General features: G+C 47.3%; 25 protein-coding genes. 16 read left to right on the forward strand and 9 right to left on the reverse strand.

The window, feature by feature from the left end:
- Positions 1 to 4: 4 nt before the first annotated feature.
- The 8 genes from IRJ25_RS13130 to IRJ25_RS13165 all read left to right on the forward strand — a co-directional run bounded on the left by IRJ25_RS13130 (position 5) and on the right by IRJ25_RS13165 (position 6,316).
- Complete coding sequence (locus tag IRJ25_RS13130) at positions 5 to 1,183, forward strand: RtcB family protein (RefSeq protein WP_074037706.1); 1,179 nt, start codon at positions 5 to 7, stop codon at positions 1,181 to 1,183.
- Positions 1,184 to 1,251: 68 nt separating this feature from the next.
- A complete protein-coding gene (locus tag IRJ25_RS13135; RefSeq protein WP_015880882.1) occupies positions 1,252 to 1,566 on the forward strand; it encodes a YfhH family protein in 315 nt (104 codons plus the stop codon).
- Complete coding sequence (locus IRJ25_RS13140) at positions 1,563 to 1,832, forward strand: YfhJ family protein (RefSeq protein ID WP_015880883.1); 270 nt, start codon at positions 1,563 to 1,565, stop codon at positions 1,830 to 1,832. Before IRJ25_RS13135 ends, IRJ25_RS13140 begins: the two co-directional genes overlap by 4 nt.
- 150 nt (positions 1,833 to 1,982) lie before the next feature.
- Complete coding sequence (locus tag IRJ25_RS13145; protein WP_015880884.1) at positions 1,983 to 2,522, forward strand: helix-turn-helix domain-containing protein; 540 nt, start codon at positions 1,983 to 1,985, stop codon at positions 2,520 to 2,522.
- 21 nt (positions 2,523 to 2,543) lie between these two features.
- On the forward strand, positions 2,544 to 3,650 hold the full coding sequence (locus IRJ25_RS13150; protein ID WP_074037705.1) for an ABC transporter ATP-binding protein: 1,107 nt from the start codon (positions 2,544 to 2,546) through the stop codon (positions 3,648 to 3,650).
- Positions 3,637 to 4,458 (forward strand): ABC transporter permease, encoded by an 822-nt coding sequence (locus IRJ25_RS13155; protein WP_015880886.1) that lies wholly within the window; start codon positions 3,637 to 3,639, stop codon positions 4,456 to 4,458. The genes IRJ25_RS13150 and IRJ25_RS13155 overlap by 14 nt, the downstream gene beginning before the upstream one ends.
- On the forward strand, positions 4,455 to 5,249 hold the full coding sequence (locus IRJ25_RS13160; RefSeq protein WP_047795862.1) for an ABC transporter permease: 795 nt from the start codon (positions 4,455 to 4,457) through the stop codon (positions 5,247 to 5,249). Before IRJ25_RS13155 ends, IRJ25_RS13160 begins: the two co-directional genes overlap by 4 nt.
- A complete protein-coding gene (locus tag IRJ25_RS13165) occupies positions 5,246 to 6,316 on the forward strand; it encodes an ABC transporter substrate-binding protein (RefSeq protein ID WP_078146387.1) in 1,071 nt (356 codons plus the stop codon). Before IRJ25_RS13160 ends, IRJ25_RS13165 begins: the two co-directional genes overlap by 4 nt.
- Positions 6,317 to 6,356: 40 nt before the next feature.
- Here the strand turns inward: IRJ25_RS13165 and IRJ25_RS13170 are convergent, their stop codons facing one another.
- From IRJ25_RS13170 to adh, 3 genes are all read right to left on the reverse strand, one after another.
- Positions 6,357 to 7,082 (reverse strand): nuclease-related domain-containing protein, encoded by a 726-nt coding sequence (locus tag IRJ25_RS13170; RefSeq protein WP_215244359.1) that lies wholly within the window; start codon positions 7,080 to 7,082, stop codon positions 6,357 to 6,359.
- Positions 7,083 to 7,201: 119 nt separating this feature from the next.
- Positions 7,202 to 7,564 carry a DUF779 domain-containing protein gene (locus IRJ25_RS13175; RefSeq protein ID WP_015880890.1) on the reverse strand — a complete coding sequence of 121 codons (363 nt, stop codon included), beginning with the start codon at positions 7,562 to 7,564 and terminating at the stop codon, positions 7,202 to 7,204.
- 1 nt (position 7,565) lies between these two features.
- Complete coding sequence (adh, locus tag IRJ25_RS13180) at positions 7,566 to 9,086, reverse strand: aldehyde dehydrogenase (protein ID WP_074037701.1); 1,521 nt, start codon at positions 9,084 to 9,086, stop codon at positions 7,566 to 7,568.
- Between the two features lie 220 nt (positions 9,087 to 9,306).
- Between adh and IRJ25_RS13185 the strand changes: the two genes are divergently transcribed.
- On the forward strand, positions 9,307 to 9,840 hold the full coding sequence (locus IRJ25_RS13185; RefSeq protein WP_159563587.1) for a YceI family protein: 534 nt from the start codon (positions 9,307 to 9,309) through the stop codon (positions 9,838 to 9,840).
- A 26-nt stretch (positions 9,841 to 9,866) separates the two neighbouring features.
- On the opposite strand, the gene IRJ25_RS13190 is transcribed toward IRJ25_RS13185, so the two are convergent.
- Positions 9,867 to 10,850 (reverse strand): metal-dependent hydrolase, encoded by a 984-nt coding sequence (locus IRJ25_RS13190; protein ID WP_015880893.1) that lies wholly within the window; start codon positions 10,848 to 10,850, stop codon positions 9,867 to 9,869.
- Between the two features lie 88 nt (positions 10,851 to 10,938).
- Between IRJ25_RS13190 and mutY the strand changes: the two genes are divergently transcribed.
- From mutY to IRJ25_RS13210, 4 genes are all read left to right on the forward strand, one after another.
- Positions 10,939 to 11,973, forward strand: a complete 1,035-nt coding sequence (gene mutY, locus IRJ25_RS13195) for an A/G-specific adenine glycosylase (protein WP_269318437.1) — start codon at positions 10,939 to 10,941, stop codon at positions 11,971 to 11,973.
- Complete coding sequence (locus IRJ25_RS13200) at positions 11,960 to 12,385, forward strand: hypothetical protein (RefSeq protein WP_269318438.1); 426 nt, start codon at positions 11,960 to 11,962, stop codon at positions 12,383 to 12,385. Before mutY ends, IRJ25_RS13200 begins: the two co-directional genes overlap by 14 nt.
- An 89-nt stretch (positions 12,386 to 12,474) precedes the next feature.
- A complete protein-coding gene (ntdP, locus tag IRJ25_RS13205) occupies positions 12,475 to 13,017 on the forward strand; it encodes a nucleoside tri-diphosphate phosphatase (RefSeq protein ID WP_015880896.1) in 543 nt (180 codons plus the stop codon).
- Positions 13,018 to 13,056: 39 nt separating this feature from the next.
- Positions 13,057 to 14,805: an ABC transporter ATP-binding protein gene (locus IRJ25_RS13210; protein ID WP_214784828.1), complete on the forward strand. Its 1,749-nt coding sequence runs from the start codon at positions 13,057 to 13,059 to the stop codon at positions 14,803 to 14,805.
- A 34-nt stretch (positions 14,806 to 14,839) separates the two neighbouring features.
- Here the strand turns inward: IRJ25_RS13210 and IRJ25_RS13215 are convergent, their stop codons facing one another.
- The 3 genes from IRJ25_RS13215 to IRJ25_RS13225 form a co-directional block, all read right to left on the reverse strand.
- Positions 14,840 to 15,235 carry a thiol-disulfide oxidoreductase DCC family protein gene (locus tag IRJ25_RS13215; protein ID WP_015880898.1) on the reverse strand — a complete coding sequence of 132 codons (396 nt, stop codon included), beginning with the start codon at positions 15,233 to 15,235 and terminating at the stop codon, positions 14,840 to 14,842.
- A 53-nt stretch (positions 15,236 to 15,288) separates the two neighbouring features.
- Positions 15,289 to 16,521 (reverse strand): MFS transporter, encoded by a 1,233-nt coding sequence (locus IRJ25_RS13220; protein ID WP_264093239.1) that lies wholly within the window; start codon positions 16,519 to 16,521, stop codon positions 15,289 to 15,291.
- A 116-nt stretch (positions 16,522 to 16,637) separates the two neighbouring features.
- The gene (locus tag IRJ25_RS13225; RefSeq protein ID WP_159563592.1) at positions 16,638 to 17,936 is read right to left on the reverse strand and encodes a glutamate-1-semialdehyde 2,1-aminomutase; all 1,299 of its coding nucleotides are present in this window, start codon (positions 17,934 to 17,936) and stop codon (positions 16,638 to 16,640) included.
- A gap of 191 nt (positions 17,937 to 18,127) precedes the next feature.
- Here IRJ25_RS13225 and perR point away from each other — a divergent pair, with 191 nt between their 5' ends.
- Positions 18,128 to 18,559, forward strand: a complete 432-nt coding sequence (gene perR / locus IRJ25_RS13230) for a peroxide-responsive transcriptional repressor PerR (protein ID WP_031421138.1) — start codon at positions 18,128 to 18,130, stop codon at positions 18,557 to 18,559.
- Positions 18,560 to 18,595: 36 nt separating this feature from the next.
- Here perR and IRJ25_RS13235 read toward each other — a convergent pair whose 3' ends face one another.
- Positions 18,596 to 18,955, reverse strand: a complete 360-nt coding sequence (locus IRJ25_RS13235) for a YgzB family protein (protein WP_031421140.1) — start codon at positions 18,953 to 18,955, stop codon at positions 18,596 to 18,598.
- A gap of 169 nt (positions 18,956 to 19,124) precedes the next feature.
- Between IRJ25_RS13235 and IRJ25_RS13240 the strand changes: the two genes are divergently transcribed.
- A complete protein-coding gene (locus IRJ25_RS13240; protein ID WP_078147894.1) occupies positions 19,125 to 19,997 on the forward strand; it encodes a nucleotidyltransferase-like protein in 873 nt (290 codons plus the stop codon).
- 39 nt (positions 19,998 to 20,036) lie between these two features.
- Positions 20,037 to 21,209 (forward strand): substrate-binding domain-containing protein, encoded by a 1,173-nt coding sequence (locus tag IRJ25_RS13245; RefSeq protein WP_269318439.1) that lies wholly within the window; start codon positions 20,037 to 20,039, stop codon positions 21,207 to 21,209.
- Between the two features lie 131 nt (positions 21,210 to 21,340).
- On the opposite strand, the gene IRJ25_RS13250 is transcribed toward IRJ25_RS13245, so the two are convergent.
- On the reverse strand, positions 21,341 to 21,531 hold a 191-nt coding region (locus IRJ25_RS13250), incomplete at its 5' end, for a hypothetical protein (RefSeq protein ID WP_269318440.1).

The following is a 21,531-nucleotide window of genomic DNA, read 5'->3' on the forward strand; positions in this document are numbered from 1 at the left end:
TCATATGGAAATCAAGGGGAAATATAACCGCGCCAAAGTGTTTAACGAACGAATCGATGATATGACGCGGAATCAAATTGAAACATTGCTCGACCAACCGTTCACACAAGGGGCATCGATTCGGATCATGCCGGACATGCATGCGGGGAAAGGATCGGTCGTTGGAACGACGATGACGATTCAAGACAAAGTCGTGCCAAACCTGGTCGGTGTCGATTTAGGGTGTGGGATGCTTTGTACGGAGATCAAAGCCAAGCGGATCGATTTTCAACGACTCGATGACCTCATTCGTGAACTCGTACCGAGCGGGATGAACATTCGGGAGAAGGTTCATCCATACGCATCTGAACTTCCATTAGAAGAGGTGCGAGCGCCGTATAAACTCGACCGAGCCTTGCGCTCGGTCGGATCGCTCGGCTCGGGGAACCACTTTATTGAAGTGAACCGAGATGACTCGGGACGTACGTTTCTTGTCATTCATTCCGGTTCGCGCCATCTTGGGGTGCAGATTGCCGATCACTATCAGGAGCGAGCGATTCAACACATGATGGAAACACATGATGTAAAAGAAGAAATTGAGCGTTTGAAAGCCTTAGGTCGACAACAAGAAATCTCGGCTTATCTGGAAACAGAGCGTGCGTCACGGAAACCATTTCGAGACCTGGCTTATGTGGAGGGAGCGGATATGGACGATTACATGCATGACGTGCGCATCGCTCAACAATACGCGGCGGCGAACCGTCGTGCGATGACTGATGTAATCGTCGAAGCGATGAATTGGAACATCGTCGATCAATTCGACACCGTCCATAACTATATCGATCATGATGCGATGATCCTGCGAAAAGGGGCCATCTCCGCTCAAGAAGGAGAGCGAGTCATCATTCCGATGAACATGCGAGACGGTTCGCTCATCTGTACGGGGAAAGGGAATCCAGACTGGAACTTCTCGGGTCCACACGGCGCAGGTCGGATCATGTCTCGGTCGGCCGCGCGGAAACGCGTCGATTTCAAAGAATTCAAACGTTCGATGGAAGGTGTCTGGTCGACATCAGTTCGCCCATCGACAATCGATGAATCACCATTCGTGTATAAGTCGATGAAAGAAATTGTTCGTTATATCGAACCGGCCGTTCAAATCGATCAAATCATCAAGCCACTTTACAACTTCAAGGCGAACTGAGTCATGTACTCAGTCTCGTCTTTTTCTTTTTTCGTAAAATCTGATACGCTTACATCGAGGTGAACGATATGGAAAAGCGGTTAAGTGACTTATCGAAATATGAGTTAGAGCAAGAGATTCAAGCATTACATGAACGGAAACGAAAAGCTGAACAGATGGGCATGGTCAGCGAAATCGAAGTCGTCCTTCGACGGATTGCGATTGCCGAAAGCTATTTGATTGACCCATCATCGTTTCGTCCAGGTGAAACATATGTCGTCAATTACAATGACCGTCCGTTTCGCTTGAAATTCGTCAACGGTGTCATGGGCTGGGGGACGTTTGAAGGCGAGATGACAGAACGGGCCATCCCGCTCTCAGAATTGTCGGAGGTGAAGCGATGAACCGGAACGAACAATACGAACGGCTCGCGGTCATTTTAAAAGAGAAGAATGACGTCTTGAACGATTCAGAAGCGGTGACGTGGGTCGAAGTGTTATGGGAAGATTTTGAGACCTCACTTGCCAAGGCGGGCGAACCGTATCCGGGAGAGGCAAAGGCGTTCCAATACGTCATTCAACAGATTGATGCATACGGGGCGCAGCTCCATTTGTTCCAAACGAAGAACGAAAAGTTTAAGCATTTGATGTCTAAACGGAATTTACACTGAGTCACGTCCTTGGGGCGTGATTTTTTTATTGCAATTCCTCAACAATTCGTTATAATGAAGGTCGCTAATAGTTTGTTTTAAAGTATAGTATAGATAAACTTTCTTTAGTTGAACTCATGTTTCACTAAACAAGAAGGAGGCGTTCAGTCGTTGGAAGTAGGTCAAAACATTAAGCGGCTCCGGATCAAAAAAGGATTGACCCAAGAGGAGTTGGCGGAACGTACCGATTTGAGTAAAGGATACATTTCTCAAATTGAGCGGGATTTAAGCTCTCCCTCACTAGAAACGTTATTCGATTTATTGAATGTCCTCGGGAGTTCCCCGAAAGAGTTTTTCGATGAAGAGTTGAATCAAAAAGTGGTGTACACCGTTGACGATCGCACCATCTATACGGATGAAGAACGCAAATATCGGACAGAATGGCTCATCCCGGAATCGAATGAAAAAGAGATGGAGCCGATTCTGGTCACATTTTTCAAACATGGAGAGTTCAAACAATATGAGCCTTCACGTTCGGAGACGCTCGTATACGTCTTGTCCGGCAAAATTGCCTTGAAATTAGGGAACCACACATATTTTGCCAAGACAGGGGAAACCCTTTATTATGTCGCCTCAGATTCGCATCAACTCGTCAACGACAACGACGGGGAAAGCGAATGTCTCATCGTCGCGACCCATTCATATTTATAAGTCAACAGAGGAGGAAACAGCATGAATGCAGAGACAATTATTCGCTTTGACCACGTGTCAAAGCGTTACGACGACACAGTCGTCCTTGAAGATATTAGTTTTGAGATTGAGCGTGGGAAGTTTTATACGCTTCTCGGTCCATCGGGATGTGGGAAGACGACGATTTTGCGTCTCATCGCCGGATTTACCGATGCGACCGAAGGAGGTATTCACTTCAGCGGGAAACGAATCAACGATGTGCCGGCTAATAAACGACAAGTGAATACCGTGTTCCAAGATTATGCGCTGTTTCCTCATTTAAACGTATTTGAGAATGTGGCATTCGGTCTCCGGATTAAAAAATTGAAGGAAGCAGATGTGAAAGCGAAAGTGGAGCAGGCTCTCAAGTTTGTTAACTTAGAAGGATACGGCTCGCGCGAAATCGATGAGATGTCAGGTGGACAGCGCCAACGTGTCGCCATCGCCCGCGCAATCGTAAATGAGCCGGAGGTCATTCTCCTTGATGAACCGCTCTCTGCCTTAGACTTGAAACTTCGTACGGAGATGCAATATGAACTTCGTGAGTTACAGCAACGTCTTGGCATTACCTTTATTTTCGTCACACACGACCAAGAAGAGGCGCTCGCCATGTCGGATGAGATTTTCGTCATGAACAACGGGAAAATTGTTCAGAGTGGGACACCGACTGATATTTATGATGAACCGATCAACCGTTTCGTTGCAGACTTTATCGGTGAATCCAATATCGTGCCGGGTGTCATGCCGGAAGACAATGTCGTCACGTTTGCTGGTAAAACGTTTGACTGTGTCGACCAAGGATTTGACCGCAATGAAAAAGTTGAGGTCATCATTCGTCCGGAAGACTTAGAGATGACATCGGTCGATGCAGCAAAACTCGTTGTCGACGTCGATTCTCAATTGTTCCGAGGTGTCCACTACGAGATTTGCTGTTATGACCAAGAAGGAAACGAATGGCTCGTCCACTCGACGAAGAAATCAATCGTCGGATCAAAAATCGGATTGACGTTTGACGAAGAAGCGATTCACGTCATGCGACTAGGTGAAACAGAAGAAGAATTTGACCGTCGTCTCGAATCCTACGAGGAGGTCCCTCATGAATCAAACTAATCAGACCGCAAAGACGGTATATTTGACGACCTATTGGATTTGGATCGCCTTGTTCGTCATCGCACCACTCGTCCTCGTCGTCTATTATTCCTTTTTTGATATCGATGGGAATTTGAGTTTAGAAAACTATCAGACGTTCTTCACGTCGACGTATTTGTCGATGACGCTCTCGTCGTTCTGGTATGCGTTTCTCATTACGTTCTTCTCGTTACTCGTCGGGTATCCGACGGCATACTTGTTGACGAAGACGAAGCACAAACAGCTTTGGCTCTTACTCATCTTGCTACCGTCATGGATTAACTTGTTGTTAAAGGCGTATGCGTTCCTTGGTATTTTTGGAACGTACGGGATTACGAATCAATTTTTAGAAGCCATCGGTATTGGGACGAAACAGATTCTATTCACTGATTTCAGTTTCGTCTTTGTTTCGGTATACATCTTCATCCCGTTCATGATTTTGCCGATTTACAACGCCATTGAGAAGCTACCGCCATCACTCGTTTACGCATCCCGTGATTTAGGTGCATCGAACTGGACGACGTTCCGACGTGTCATCTTCCCGTTGACGCTTGACGGTGTCAAATCGGGGATTCAAATTGTCTTTATTCCGGCATTATCACTCTTCATGATCACCCGACTCATCGCCGGGAACCGAGTCATCACACTCGGTACAGCGATTGAACAACAATTCCTTGTCACGCAAAACTGGGGGATGGGTTCGACGATTGCCGTCTTCCTCATCTTGGCGATGGTTCTCGTCATGGTCGTCACACGTGACTGGGGTGCGAAAGGAGCGGTTCGTCGATGAAACGTAAACGATTCAAATTATCAAATCTATACTTGGCGGCCGTGTTCTTCATCTTGTATGCGCCAATTCTATATTTGGTCTTCTACTCGTTCAACAGTGGCGGAACGATGAGTAACTTCGAAGGGTTCACCCTCGAATGGTACAAGTCGCTCTTCACGGACACGAGACTTCTCGTCATCGTCTTGAATACGATCGTCATCGCGCTGCTCTCGGCGACGATTTCGACCGTGCTCGGTGTCATCGGGGCACTCGCCATCTATACGGCGAAACAAAAGTATACGAAGACGTCCCTCTTATCATTGAACAACGTCTTGATCGTGAGCCCGGACGTCATCATCGGGGCCTCCTTCTTGATCCTCTTCACGATGCTAGGGATTCAGTTAGGCTTTTATTCGGTCCTCTTGTCGCACATCGCCTTCTCGGTTCCGATTGTCGTCATCTTGGTGTTGCCAAAACTCCAAGAGATGAGTCCGACGTTGATTGATGCGTCACGTGACCTAGGCGCCAGTACGTGGGACGTATTGACGAAAGTCATTCTGCCATATATCACGCCAGGGGTATTTGCCGGTTTCTTCACGGCACTCACCTATTCGTTAGATGATTTTGCGGTTACATTCTTCGTGACAGGGAACGGCTTCACGACGCTCGCCGTAGAAGTCTATTCGCGGGCACGTCAAGGTATCTCGCTTGAAATCAATGCGTTGTCTGCGATTCTGTTCCTCTTCACGCTCATCCTTGTCATCGGATATTATGTGTTGGCGCAACGAGGATCAAAGGAGGTTAGACGATGAAAAAACTAGTCATCATGTTGGCTGTACCATTGATTGTCAGCTTCGGTCTCCTTCTTTGGATTCAGCAACTGAATGCTGCGCAAGGATTCGGCGGCGACAACACACTGGTCGTCTACAACTGGGGAGACTATATCGATGAGGACTTGATCGGTGAGTTCGAAAAGCAGAGCGGGTTGAAGGTCGTTTATCAAACGTTCGACTCGAACGAAGCGATGCTCACGAAAATTGAGCAAGGCGGTACGGCTTTTGATGTCGCCGTTCCATCCGATTATGCGATCAGTAAGATGAGAGAGGAGAATCTTCTTCTCCCAATCGATTACGATAAACTCGAAAACTTTGATAATATCGATCCGCGCTTCCTCGATAAATCATTCGACCCGGGTAACAAGTACTCGGTTCCTTATTTCTGGGGCACGGTTGGGATCGTCTACAATCCTGAACTAGTCGATGGTGAGATCACTTCATGGAACGACCTGTGGGAAATGCCGCTCGAGAACGACATTCTCCTTGCGGACGGGACACGTGAAGTGATGGGCTTCGGCCTGAACTCGCTTGGTTACTCCCTCAATACGACGAATAAAGATGAGTTGATTGAGGCGGAGCAAAAGTTGGAAATGCTTTGGCCGAACATCAAAGCCATCGTCGGAGACGAAATCAAAATGCTGATGGCGAACCGTGAAGCAGCGGCAGCCGTCGTCTGGTCCGGCGATGCGTCAGAAATCATGTATGAGAATGAAGAACTGACGTATGTCATTCCGGAAGAAGGCACGAATCTCTGGTTTGATAACCTCGTCATCCCAAGTACGGCACAAAACGTGGACGGGGCACATCAGTTCATCGACTTTATGTTAGATGCTGAGATTGCGGCACGTAACACGGATTATGTCGGATACTCAACACCGAACGAAGCGGCTCTCGAATTCTTGGATGAAGAAGTCACATCGGATGAACGGTTCTACCCGTCTCGTGAAGTGACACAAGACCTTGAAGTATATGAAAACCTAGGGAAGCGCATGAACGCTTACTATAACGAGTTGTATTTACGCTTTAAAATGCAGAGTAAATGACGAAACATCCCCGCGCTCATCTGAGTACGGGGATGTTCGTTTATTGCTTGATTGTCGATTTGATGTCTTCGATATGTTTCAAGGTGACAGTCGTGTCGACTTGTGTGAAGGAGCGTAAGATTTCGTATAGTCGGACTTGCTCATCAAGATCGAATACAAAATCCTGATAGGTGATCAGCTCTTTGATCCATTTTTGGCGATTGAGCACAGGGACCTCGGTAGATTCAATTTTTTTGAGCGTCGAACGATTGCTGAACACGATCCATGAGTGGAGATGGATTCGGTCCACTCCAAGCACTTGCTCGATGGCTTTGAGATGCAATTCATTTTGCTTGATTGGATTGAAGAAGCGTTGTTTTTTACGGCGGGGGAGTGTCTGCGTCCAGTATTGGTCACGTGCCCGACCGAATATCCAACCGCTATAGTTTTTAGACTCGATGACATGTACCCCGGATTGGTTGATTAAAATGACATCGATTTCAGTGGTTCGATCTTTTTTAGAAGGATGGGGGAGATACAGGTTTGTCAGAATTAACGGTTGGAAGAACTTTGACTCAATCTCCGCCACACATAAGTATTCTCCGAATAGACCGGTGTCTTGGACCACTTTGAAGTAAGAATGTCGAGTTTGTTGAGAATACTGACTGTTTTGATAACGTTTGACCTTGTAGAGGATGATAAGTGTGAGGACGAGAAAAATGGGTGCGAATATGCTAATCAAGGTGACGAAAATACCTTCGAACAATTCTGTTAGTAGTGAAGCCATCAAATCCCTCCCTTTGTATCCACTATACAAGAAGCGAGATGATTCATATGTATATTTTTTACAATCGAGGATAATCGTTTTCTACATCATAAAGGACCCATCGAAATGGGTCCTTTTGCTTAGGTTTCATGCTTCAGCGCCTCACGCTCTTCTTCTGTAAAGACTCGAGAACGTCCTAAAAATCGTTTCCCTTCGACACCTTCGAGTGAAAACATACCACCCCGACCATCGACCACATCGATGATTAGTTGTGTATGTTTCCAATAATCATACTGTTTCTCATGAATATAGAAGGGCGTCTCGCCGATTTCACCGAGAAGAACGTCGTGGTCGCCCACCATGAACTCGTCACGTGGGAAACACATGGGAGAACTCCCGTCACAACATCCTCCTGACTGATGAAAGAGGAGGGGACCGTGTTTTGATTTGAGACGTTCGATGAGTTCGAGTGCGGCGGGGGTGGCCTCGACTCGTCTCACCATCTTAGAAGAACCCGAGTTTTTGTTCGCTGTAGCTGACGAGCATGTTTTTCGTACGCTGATAGTGACCGAGCATCATCTTATGGTTCTCACGTCCAATCCCAGACATTTTGTAACCACCGAATGCAGCATGTGCCGGATAGGAGTGGTAACAGTTGATCCAGACACGTCCTGCTTGAATTTCACGACCGAAGCGGTATGCACGGTTCATGTCTCGTGTCCACACGCCTGCCCCGAGCCCGTAAAGGGTATCGTTCGCGATGGCGAGTGCTTCCGCATCATCTTTGAATGTCGTCACGGATAAGACCGGTCCGAAAATCTCTTCTTGGAAGATTCGCATCTTGTTATGACCTTTGAAGATCGTCGGTTGAATGTAATACCCATCCGCGAGCTCTCCGTCCATCATGTTGCGCTCTCCACCGATTAGACACTCTGCGCCCTCTTCTTTCCCGATTTGGAGATAAGACAGGATTTTTTCCATCTGTTCGTTCGACGCTTGGGCACCCATCATGACATCGGCATCGAGTGGGTTACCGAGCTTGATTGCTTTGACGCGTTCTAGCACGCGTTCCATGAACTTGTCATAAATCGACTCTTGAATCAAGGCGCGAGATGGGCATGTACAGACTTCCCCTTGATTCAAGGCAAACATGACGAGACCTTCGATTGCTTTGTCGAAGAAATCGTCATCCGCTTCCATGATGTCGGCAAAGAAGATATTTGGTGACTTCCCACCGAGCTCAAGCGTGACAGGGATGATGTTTTGAGAAGCGTACTGCATAATGAGGCGACCTGTTGTCGTCTCACCGGTGAAGGCGACTTTATCGACACGGTCACTCGATGCGAGTGGTTTTCCTGCTTCGAGACCGAAACCGTTCACGATATTGATGACACCAGGTGGTAATAAATCTTCGATGAGTTCCATGAGAACCATGATTGAAGAAGGTGTTTGTTCTGCCGGCTTTAAGACGACACAGTTTCCGGCAGCGAGTGCCGGTGCGAGTTTCCAGACCGCCATCAAAATCGGAAAGTTCCATGGAATGATTTGAGCGACGACGCCGAGTGGCTCATGGAAATGATAAGCGACTGTATCGTGGTCGAGTTCACTGATGCCGCCTTCTTGTGAGCGGATGACCCCTGCGAAGTAACGGAAGTGGTCGATGGCGAGCGGAAGGTCAGCGTTGAGCGTTTCCCGAACTGCCTTCCCATTTTCCCATGTTTCCGCATAGGCGAGCATTTCAAGGTTCTCTTCCATGCGGTCTGCAATTTTATTCAAGATGACAGAACGTTCCGTGACAGACGTTTTGCCCCAATCCTCTTTGGCTGCATGAGCGGCATCCAAAGCAAGTTCAATATCCTCTTTCGTTGAGCGGGCGACTTCACATAATACTTTCCCATTTACAGGAGATGTGTTTTCAAAGTATTCTCCACCAGCCGGTGCGGTCCACTTTCCGTTAATGTAGTTCTCATAACGGTCTTTAAACTGTACTTTCGTTCCTGCTGAGTTCGGTACTTCATAAATCATGATCGTTCCTCCCTTTTCATACGAGATAGAGGAGATATGTATGCGCTTACATTTTTCAGTAAGCGAACGACTCCCTTTTTTCATCGTAACGGTATGATGTGATAAAAGTCAAAATTTTTCGACAATAATTTGTCAATCTTTTGTAAAAACGTTTTGAACTCAAGATTTGTGGAAATGACTAGATTGTACACATTAATTTATCCATAAGGAGTGAGTCACGATGGCTAAGACATATCAAATTGACCCGGCGCATAGTTCGATCACGTTCACGGTCAAGCACATGATGATTTCCAAGGTGAAGGGCGAATTCGAAGAATTTGATATTAAGGCGAACGGTGAGCCGAGCGATCTAGCGAATGCGAGTGTGAAAGTGACGATTCAGGCAGCATCGATTGACACCAATAACACAGATCGGGATAACCACCTTCGTTCAGGCGATTTCTTCAATGCCGAGGAACATCCGCATCTCGTCTTTCATTCAACTTCTTTCCGTTCAAAAGGGGGCGGAGAATTCGAAGTGACAGGGGATTTAACGATTCGAGGAACGACTCGGGAAGAGACGTTCGAAGTGGAGTATGAAGGGAGCGCCAAAGACCCATGGGGCAACACGAAACACGCCTTCTCCGGAGAAGGGTCGCTCAACCGTGAGGACTATGGATTAACGTGGAACCAAGCGCTTGAGGCGGGCGGTGTTCTCGTCGATAAGAAAGTCAAATTCGAGTTCGAGCTCCAATTCACTGAATCGGAGGCATAAGAAAAGTCGCTCAGGTGAGCGACTTTTTATTGTTCGTATACCAATTTTTTCTGCAGACTGTCTTCGCTAAACACCCAACCTGTAAAGGATGACAACACGTCATTCGTCTGCTCGTCGACGATGACGACCGCAACGAACGGATACATGTTTTTAGAGAAATAACGCAAGTTTGTAAAGCGGTATTCGATCATCCCGTTATGACGTGTCACGGTGTACGTGTGAATTTTAGAAAACTCGAGGAACGCCTGTAAGTCTGCATTTTTCCGAGCCTCTACGAAATGGAGATCTTCTTCTCCTGGCATCGGTTTGTCGCGGAAGCGACCACATTCGATGACTTTGCCTTTTTTTACTTTTACGGCTCCGAGACCATCACGGAAACGGACAGCGACATGCCAGTCATCCCAACCGATTCCTGGAGAGATGAACAATTCATGTGCCCCTGCAAAGTGTCTCGCCACGGTAGCGAGCGCGCGGTTACGTAATTTAAACTGAATGGCATAGTAACTGATGACAAGCGCAATGAGCAGTGCAAAAATAGGGACAGTCGCACCCGTTATCATCCATAATGCATATGCACCGTAATAAGCGGAGAACAAGTACGGATCAAACGTCCCGATTACGCCCCAGCCGATCCATTTTTTCGAAAAAGGTTGTAGCGCTTGCGTCCCGTAGGCATTAAATAAGTCGACCGTGACATGAAGCAACACGGCGATTTGTGCCATGACCCATAGGGAGGCAGGATTGACACCGAGGACCGTCCCGATGACAGCGCTGACGATGATTGGCCAAGCGAGAAGCGCGGTGATTCCATGTGAACGACCACGATGCTGGCGTAAATACGTACTATTTCCTTTTAACTTAAAGACGGTGTCGAAGTCTGGTGCGTGCGAGCCGACGAGAGCCGTGGCTGTCATCGCTAAAAACAGTTGTGCATCACCTGACACTTCTGGGCTGAGCGTCGCGATGGCACTTAAACCAAGTCCCATACCAATGTGTGTCGCAGTATCCAATGTGCGTCAGCACCTCCATCAATAATGAAAGAATTACGTCATCTATTTTTATTTATCATACAATATTTTTAAAACGAGGGGAAACACAATGCTTAATCTTGATAAATTGTTCACAAATTATAATATTCACCATTTCAACGAGGAACTCGTCACGTGGTTTAATCGCGAAAAGCGTGATTTACCTTGGCGTCATGCGAAAAATCCTTACCGTGTGTGGGTAAGTGAAGTGATGTTGCAACAGACACGAGTCGATACGGTCATCCCATATTACAATCGGTTCATGGAACGCTTTCCGACGCTCGAAGATCTCGCAGCTGCTGACACGGATGAGGTCGTAAAGTATTGGGAAGGGCTAGGGTATTATTCTCGCGTCCGGAACTTACATGAAGCGGTCAAAGAAGTCGCTTCTGTTTACGAGGGAATCGTCCCAGAGGAGAAAGAACGTTTCGAGAAACTAAAAGGGGTCGGACCGTATACGACGGGAGCCGTACTGTCGATTGCCTACAATCAACCGGAACCGGCTGTTGATGGAAACGTCATGCGCGTCATGTCCCGTCAATTCGGGATCTATGACGACATCGCCTTGCCGAAGACGCGCAAAATCTTTGAACAAGTCGTTCGTCGATTGATGGATCCGACTCACGCATCCGATTTTAACGAAGGCGTGATGGAGTTGGGTGCGACGGTTTGCACACCGAAAAATCCGATGTGCTCACTCTGTCCTGTGCAAGACACGTGTTATGCATATGCGCATCATGTACAAGATGAGCTACCGGTCAAAACGAAGAAGGGAGCAGCACGTATCGAAATGTATGACGCGCTATGCATCGAGAAAGATGGAAAAGTTGCCTACGAACAACGAGCGGACAAAGGGTTGCTTGCTGGGATGTGGCAATATCCGCTTATGGATCGAGGAACGGGGGAACAACTTAACGGAACGTATCTCGGGCAAGTGAAACATGTCTTCTCTCATATCGTCTGGTATATCGATTTATATCGTGTCGATACGCTTCCGACGGATGACGTCGTCTGGCTAGACGCTTCGGAGCGCGAGGTGAAGACGGTTTCTGTGGCTCAACAAAAATTAGAACGATTGGCAGGTGGCGAACGTGAGACGATTTGATGTAGAGTCGACATATGATACGACGGTCGATTCGCTTTGGGATTTGTTACAGGATGCCTCGCTTTTGACGAAACTGACGAAGTTTCCTAAAGTACGCTTAGTGGGGGACGGCGCCTCGGTCGAAGGGAATGAAGTGAAGTTGTTCGTTGGGGTCGGTCCGGTGGAACTGCCGTGGAACAGTGCCATCACCGTTGTGGGAAACCAGGCATTCTGCGATCAAGGAAAGAGGTTACCGTTTCCGTTCAAACGGTTCACACATGTGCACCGGGTCGAATCGCGTGATGGCAAGGCGGTCATGATCGACGAAGTGACGTTCGATAGCTATCTTCCGAACATACTCGTCGAGTATTTCGTGCTTCGTCCGATGTTCCAAGAGCGGGCGCGCGCCTTCCAAAAAACACTAAATTCATGAAAATAAGAGATTTCCTTTTTCATTGGTTCTGAAAGTCGCTATAATTAAATATGAGAATTGTATAGCATCACAGCGGAAAGGAGGAGCTTATGAGCTTATTTCCCAAAGCAGGTAGCAAAATCGAGATACAGAGCTACAAGCACAACGGAACTTTGCATCGCGTTTGGGAAGAAACGCTCGTCCTTCAGTCGTCAAAAACGGATATGATCGGATTCAATGATCGCATCATGGTCAGCGAGTCAGACGGTCGGCAATGGAGAACGCGAGAGCCGGCAATTTGCTACTTTTCATCTGAGTATTGGTTCAATGTCATCTGTATGATTCGCGAAGACGGGATTTACTACTACTGTAATCTAGGTTCGCCGACTACATTTGATGGGGATGAACGTGCCATCAAATATATCGATTACGATTTGGACATCAAGGTGTTCCCGGATATGTCGTACACGATTTTAGATGAAGATGAATATGAGCGGCATCGTCGCGAGATGAATTATCCGAAAGCGATTGATCGAATCTTGAAGCAGAACGTGCAAGAACTGATCAACTGGATTCGAGGACGGAAAGGGCCGTTCAACCCAACATTCGTCGATGAATGGTATCGCGAATACGAAGCACGTTACCGGAGATGATTCCTCATCTCCGCTTTTTTTCTTAAGTCAGGAGGCATTATGGGTAGTATTAAACGTTATTTGCAGTTTGTTCGTCCGTATAAGAAACAAATTGCCCTTACCATTTTCGTCGGGATTTTGAAGTTTTCCATCCCGCTCGGATTACCGTTACTTTATAGATATGTCATCGATAACTATTTGACGGACGATGCGCCGAAGCAGGACTACACGACGCTCGTCTGGTTGTTCAGCATCGTTTTCTTCGTCTTCTTGGTCCTCAAGCCACCGATCGAATACTTGCGTCAATATTTGGCGCAGTGGGCCGCAACGCGTGTCTTGTTCGATGTGCGGAACCGGTTATTCGACCACGTCCAAAAGTTGTCACTCCGCTATTATTCAAACAATAAGACGGGACAAATCATTTCAAGGATCATCAATGACGTCGAACAGACGAAAGACTTCGTCATCACCGGGCTGATGAATATTTGGCTCGACATGGTCACCATTCTTATCGCCATCGGGATCATGTATACGATTGACCCGCAACTCACGTTGATTGCGATTTTACCACTTCCGTTTTATGCGATCGCAGTCCGCTATTTCTATGGGCGGTTGCGTCGTTTGACGCGTGAACGGTCGGCGGCACTCGCTGATTTACAAGGGCATTTGACAGAGCGTGTCAACGGGATGGCGGTCATTCGGAGTTTTGCGCTAGAGCCATATGAGAATAAGGCATTTGAACAACAGAATGGTGGTTTCCTCAACGCGGCACTTAAACATACGAGTTGGAACGCCAAGACGTATGTCGTCGTATCGACCATCACCGACATCGCGCCAATCCTCATCTTCACGACGGCATCGTGGCTCGTCATTCAAGAAGCGGTATCGCTCGGGACGCTCGTCGCGTTCATCGCGTACATCGACCGACTCTATGCACCGCTCGGTCGTCTCGTCAACTCGGCGACGACACTCACGCAGTCGGTCGCATCGATGGACCGTGTCTTTGAGTTTTTGGATGAAACATATGATATCGAAGAGAAATCGAACGGGTTCGTCCCGTTGTCGACAGCAGGTAAAATCGACCTTGAGCATGTGAGTTTTTCGTATGAACAGGACGGGACAAGAGCGTTGAACGATGTGAACCTTCAAATCCGCTCCGGGGAACGCGTGGCGTTTGTCGGAATGTCCGGTGGAGGGAAATCGACACTCGTCAGTTTGATTCCGCGTTTCTATGACGTGACGGATGGAAGCATCAAAATCGACGGCATCGATGTGCGTGATTTCAAATTACGTGCACTCCGCGACCAGATTGGGATGGTCATGCAGGATTCGGTCCTCTTCAGCGAATCGGTCGCCATGAATATTCGGATGGGGAAACCGGATGCGACGGATGAGGAAGTCATCGCGGCGGCCAAGGCAGCGAACGCTCATGAGTTCATCTCGAAACTACAGGACGGATATGCGACACCGGTCGGGGAGAAAGGTGTCAAACTGTCTGGTGGACAGAAGCAGCGGCTTGCGATTGCACGCGTCTTCTTGAAGAATCCACCGATCTTAATTTTAGACGAGGCGACGAGTGCGCTTGATTTAGAAAGTGAAGCGATGATTCAAGACTCGCTGGCCCGTCTGACGAAAGGACGGACGACGTTAATCGTTGCCCACCGCTTGTCGACCATTACGGACGCCGATCAAATCGTCGTCGTGGATAACGGTCAAATCATGGAGACGGGAACGCATGAAGAGTTGATGCGTCGTCGCGGGGCGTATTACGACCTGTATATGATTCAAGATTTAGCCGTAGTCGAATAATAAAAAAGTCGAGTCCATTAATGGCTCGACTTTTTTAGCGGTCTAAAAATCGTTTACGAACATCCGGGGAAGGGAGTGTGCACACTTCCTTCTTTCCAAATAGACGTGTCCGATGTTTGGCGAATAACGCATATCCATGATCACGAATCGGTCTAGGTATGAAACGAATGAGTCGAAGCAGGCGCCAACGGCCATCAAGGTGTTCGGCAATTCGAATCGCAGCGTCTGATTTTAAGTAAGGAACCCCTTCTTCAATATAGACGATGCTGTCGACTGATTCCGGGATCCGGTGTCGTGTTCGGAGCGACTGACCGACCTCGCTTTGGAGCGAAGCAAAGTGAATCGAGGCGTGTCGATCGTGACGAATGATGAACTGGACACTGGCATCACAGAAGTTGCAATCGCCATCAAATAAAACAATCGCAGGCAAGTACTTCGCCTCCTTCATCGTACTGTTTTACCGTTTTGTCTTCATGTTAAACGTCAAGCAGCGAGTTGGCGAGCAGGTTGCATCTTATAGAGCGATACATAATACAAGTAAGCACCGAGGGCACCGAAGACGAACATGTAACCGCTCATCAAGACCGGACCGATGAACGCGCCGACGACAATGCCTGCCGCGGCGACCAATTTGGCTCCGTGGAACGTGAGGCCGCCGAATGCAAGATAAGAGGCACGGCGTTCAGGGTCGAGGAGGTCAACCTGTTTCACTTGTCGAATCGGCGAGTAGAGGAGTTCGCCGATTGTGAAGATAATCGCGAGTACGGCCAGGACGATAAAGGAGTTCATTGAGGTAATGGCGGCGTATGCTGTGATATATAACGATAAGCCAATGAAAAATATGGTCTTCTCTTTGAAACGTTTGACGAACGCAGTAACCGCAAACGTGATGGCGACGACGAGCAAGGTGTTCTCTAGTTGCATAAACGCCATCATGCGTACCCCGTCAAAAGGTATCCCGAGAATTTGACGACTTTCGAATGACTCTGCTAAATGGACACCGATGTAGTTCGCCATATGAAACTCGGTCGAAAAGACGAGCATACTTCCAAATACGAATGTGATCCAACGGCGGTCACGTAACGCGATTTTGTAGTTTTCGATGACGCCATGAATCGGGTTTGACGGTGTTGAACGATTGCCGGTGTATGTGTCGACCAAATAGCGTTGAAGGACGATGGTGGTCACAGTGAGAATGACCGTCATACCAATGAAGAGGGCAAAACGATGGTCGCGATAGAAGGCACCGCCGAGCATGACGCCTCCGGCGATAGCCAAGTTGACGAGCCAGTAGTCATACACGTAGATGGCTTTTCGATTCGATTCTTCCATGGAGTCGATGACGATTGCCTCAAGTGCCGGATAGTTCAATCCGTTCGAAACGGCATGTCCGAAGTAGAGGATGGCGACGACGAGTGCCCAGTTATTCGATGGGTGAATGGCGATGGTCATCCCAAGAAAACAGATGATTTGAATCACCTGGCCAATTTGTAAGACAACCTTCCGATTGAACCGATCGGAAAAGTACCCACCGAATAGACCGGTCAAGTAACCGACGATAACGAATGAGGTCATGATGATTCCAGCGGGGACTTTCCCCAACTCTTCTGAGAAATAGAGTGCCATGAATGGGAAAATGGCTGATCCGACGATTCGAATACAAAATCCGCAAACGAGTCGCAAGCGGACATTTAATGGAAAATCTTTAAATTTCATATGGTGAGCACCTCCTTGGTTCTACTGTAATGGGGGACGGTACATGATAAAAAGAGACACTTTTTTTAAAGATGTCCCCTTTTACAAAAAAAGAGATGCTCGCGCATCTCCCTCTCTTACAATTGAGCAAACGAGCGGTGGACCGCTTCGATTGTCTCTTCGATATCTTGTTCCGTATGCTCTGTCGTCAAGAACCAGGCCTCATATTTCGATGGAGCCAAGTTCACGCCATTCTCCAGCATCAACTTGAAGAAACGTCCGAACTTCTCACCATCTGACTTTTCCGCACCTTCATAGTCGGTGACGATTTCATCCGTGAAGTAAACGGTGAGTGCCCCCTTCAAGCGGTTGAGCGTGATGGTAATGTCATGCTTTTCTGCTGCCTCGCGGATGCCAGCTTCCAGTTTTGCACCGAGTGCGTCTAATTTCTCATAGACACCAGGTTGCTCGAGCACTTCAAGGCAAGCGATTCCTGTCGCCATCGAGGCAGGGTTACCGGCCATCGTGCCGGCTTGATATGCAGGTCCGAGTGGAGCGACCGTCTCCATGATTTCAGCCTTGCCCCCGTAAGCACCGATTGGTAGACCGCCACCGATAATCTTACCGAGCGCTGTCATATCCGGTTCGATGCCATACACTTGTTGGGCACTTCCGTATGTGAAACGGAACGCCGTGATGACCTCATCATAGATGACGAGTGCGCCGTGTTCATGTGTGATATCATTGACAGCTTGTAGGAAACCTGGCTTCGGTTCGACGATTCCGAAGTTCCCGACAATCGGTTCGACGAGGACACATGCGACCTGGTCTCCCCATTCTTTCATCATCTCGCGATACGCTTCGACGTCGTTGAATGGGACGGTGATGACTTCTTTGGCAGTGGCTTTTGTCACACCTGCAGAGTCCGGAGAACCGAGTGTCGCTGGACCACTACCTGCCGCAATCAGCATGAGATCCGAATGACCGTGATAACAACCGCTGAATTTCACAACGAGTTCACGACCGGTGTAAGCACGGGCGACTCGTACTGTCGTCATGACGGCTTCCGTCCCCGAGTTCGTGAATCGTACTTTATCCATCGAAGGGATTGCTTGTTTTAGTTTCTTCGCAAACTCGACTTCGAGACGATGAGGTGTCCCGTAAAGTAAGCCTTTTAAAGAAGCATTGACGAGCGCTTCATGAATATGGGGATGGGCGTGACCGGTAATGATTGGACCGTACGCTGCCAAATAATCGATGTAGCGATTCCCGTCTACATCATAGAAATAGGCGCCTTCGCCGCGTTCCATATATACCGGAGCACCGCCACCGACCGCTTTGAATGAGCGGGACGGACTGTTGACACCTCCGACGATATGAGTGAGTGCATCTTGGTACAATGCATCAGATGACTGACGAGTTGATGAAGTAGTCATATGTATTGCCTCCTTATTCAAATTCGCACTTATTGTAACATAGCCGTCAACCGCTTAAGCTCAGTGTTTGACGAGTAGTTGAGAAATCAGTACACTATTTATAAAGATTACTATGTAAGAAATAAGTTAATGTTCAAAACTATTTCGCATGAATTTTATAGAAGAAATGAGGGATTGACGTGGGAAGCGAAATGCTTGACCATGCTGTTCAGTCGCTCCGGGAACATGGAGTCAGAATGACGCCTCAGCGCCAGGCCATTTTGGAGTACCTCGTCACGGAGCACAGTCACCCGACTGCGGATGACATTTATAAGGCACTAGCCGCACGGTTTCCGAACATGAGTGTGGCCACTGTATACAACAACTTGCGCGTCTTTAAAGAGGTAGGCCTTGTTCAAGAGATGAACTATGGGGACGCCTCGAGTCGTTTTGACTTTGTGACGTCAAAGCACTATCACATCATCTGTGACACGTGTGGAAAAGTCGTCGACTTTAACTATCCTGTATTAGATGAAATCGAATCGGTTGCATCTCAATTGACTGGATTCAAAGTTGATCGTCACCGTCTTGAAGTGTACGGAACGTGCCCGTCTTGTCAGTCTGAACAATCGCAAACACATTAAAAAACCACATCCGACTGCTCGGATGTGGTTTTTGTATTAGTCCGTTTGTTGTGACTGACGTTTGTTGTATTTCTCATCGAACTCTTTACCTTCAAGTGAGCGGTCGATTGTGAGCGGTTCGTCGCAATGCATACATAAGTCGACGCGTCCGAGCATCTTCGTCTCTTTTTCACAGTTCGGACAAGTCACGATGATGGCTTTTGTCGAGGCCATCCCGACGATGAAGTAAAGGGCAGAGCTCGCAAGTACCATGACAAATCCGAGAAGCATGAAAATAATCATGAGCCAGGTGATGGATTTGGCGAGAAGGCCGAGATACATGACCCCAATCCCACCGAAGATAAGAAGTAATGCTATATTACGTGCGCGGTTGATTTTGTTCCCCCGTTTTTTCATGAGTGAATCCCTCCAATAGTCTGTCTCTATAATAGCTCATCTTCAAACGAGTGAGAAGTTCCTGCACTTTTTCGGCAGGAGTTTTTTGAAAAGAGGGCGAAATTGGTTCGTATCGAAAATGACAATCGTCATATATAGTCAACTTGCGATTGGGAGAGAAGGGGTCCAGATGACGATGGAATATGCGACTCGCACCATTTACTCAGAATATGCTGCATTAAAAACGACACTCGGGATTATTGAAGTGAAGAAAAAGCGGGCACGTGATCCGTTGACGGATCAATCGGATCGCCTGCTCATTGTGATTGAAGCAAAACCAGAACCGTTTTGGACGGTGAAACACTATCAGGTCGGTCAAGAAAAAATTGTCCTGCACGTAGTCAGTGACTCGATGATGGATCGGTGGATTGTCTTGAATGAAAATCGGCGAGCCATTCATTGGATTGAAGACGGAATCGTCTTGTTCGAACGAAATGAGTACATTTTAGAGTTACGACAGCGCAACCGTAATTTAACGAATCGGGAACAACGTTTACAACTCTCAATCTCTTTCGCAAAGTTGTTGCGTCGGTTTGAAGACGGACGTTATCTATTTTTAGAAGGGGAGTTCCAAGACGCCTTCACTCAGATTCATCATGCGCTCACTCACCTGGCACGCCTCTCGATTCTTGAGGCGGGGATTCATCCGGAAATCGTATTGTGGGAACAGGTACGAGCCATTGACCTCGAAATTTATAAGCTGCACGATGAATTGGTCGGAGGACAAGAATCGCTTGAACAGCGCATCCACCTTGTCGTCATTGGCATGGAACATTTGATTCAATCGAAAGTGTTGCCGGGGACGTTGTTATTACTTCAGACGATGCAGGAGAAAGGCGGAGCGTGGACGTTCTCAGAATTGATGGAACATCCGAATTTGAATGAGCTCCGTGTCGACCTTGGAAGCATCATTGGTTTTTTAGTGAAAAAAGGGTATGTTCGAACGGTCACGAGACCGACGAAAGGGGTCGGGGTAGAGGCAGTGCTTTATGAGATTGCTTAACTTCCCTTTCATAGGAACAATGAGGAGAAAATCAGTTATATGAAACTATTGAAATTTAGCGTGGGAACCGTCTTTATTTTATTTGTCACGATTGTGATTTCTGTCTTTGTCGCCCTTTTTACGATGGGAGACCCCATCACACTTGGGCGACCGATTATTTGGACGATATGGTATATGGCCGTTCTACTAATCATATGTATGGGACTCTATGATTTTTCGTCCTTTTCAAAACAAAGGATTCGAAAAGTTCTCGGCTGGGGTGCGTTAGTCGGTGCTATCCTCTTCGCTTCTGTGAAAGGATATTATATGTATCAAGATAGTTTGAAGATTGAGGAACGCGGTGTGGAGTTGATGGATTATCAGCCGTTCACGGGTTCAGAACAATTGGCGAGACTCGATCACGAGGCTTCGGTGAAGTTTGAGGAAGGTTTGCCGCGATTAGATGGAGCGACAGCGCTCTATCCGATGTACGCTTCATTCGTGGAAGCAGTCTATCCGGACTCGGAAACGTATGATCCATATAATGATCAAACGAGTAAAGTCGTGTCGACGACAACACCGGAAGCGTACAGCCGACTGATGAACGATCAGACCGACTTGATTTTCGTCGCTGGTCCATCTGACCGTCAACTGAAGGTTGCGAAACAAAAAAACGTTTCTTTACATATGACGGCGATTGGAAGGGAAGCATTTGTGTTCTTCGTCCATGAAGATAACCCGGTCGATTCTTTGACGATGGAACAAGTTCGGGGGATTTATTCAGGAGACATTCGGAATTGGGAAGAGGTCGGAGGGGACTCGGAATCCATTCGTGCTTTTCAACGACCGGAGGATAGTGGCAGTCAAACGGCGTTACAAAAGATGATGGGCGAACAAAAGCTCATGGAGGCGCCGGTAGAAGATGTTCCTGAAGGGATGGGTGGAATCATTCAACAAACTTCATCGTATCGGAACCATAAAAATGCGATTGGATTTTCATTTAGATACTATGCGACAGAAATGGTGCATGACCATGAAATCAAGTTACTTCGTATAGATGGAATCGAACCGACCGTTGAAACGATTCAGGATGGATCGTATCCACTGGCTTCTGAATTTTATGCGGTGACTACGGAAGAGAAGGCAGAGCGATATGAAGAATTTCTAAAATGGCTCGAAAGCGAGGATGGGCAGGCGTTAGTTGAGAAGACGGGCTATGTCCGTCTCGATTAATACAAAGCAGAAGGTTTACTTTTCATCATGTTGATGGGAAGTAAATCTTTTTTAATTTTTATTGTTTTTTGTATTGACGAAGTGGTAAATAGAGATTATAGTTATAAACGTTGTCACGGCAAAAGATTATTTCAGAAAAACAATTTGTGAAAAAGTTGTTGACGAAAACAATCAAAACGTGATAGATTAATGAAGTCGCCAAGAGCGGCAGACGAACTTTGAAAACTGAACGATGAGGCAAAAATAAGTTTTACAATTTTTGAATGAAGCGCAAGCTTCGTCAATTTAAGAGCTATATCAAATTCTTTGGAGAGTTTGATCC

Origin of the sequence: Exiguobacterium sp. KJ 601 (assembly GCF_027161185.1) — a bacterium.
Lineage (GTDB): Bacteria > Bacillota > Bacilli > Exiguobacteriales > Exiguobacteriaceae > Exiguobacterium > Exiguobacterium profundum.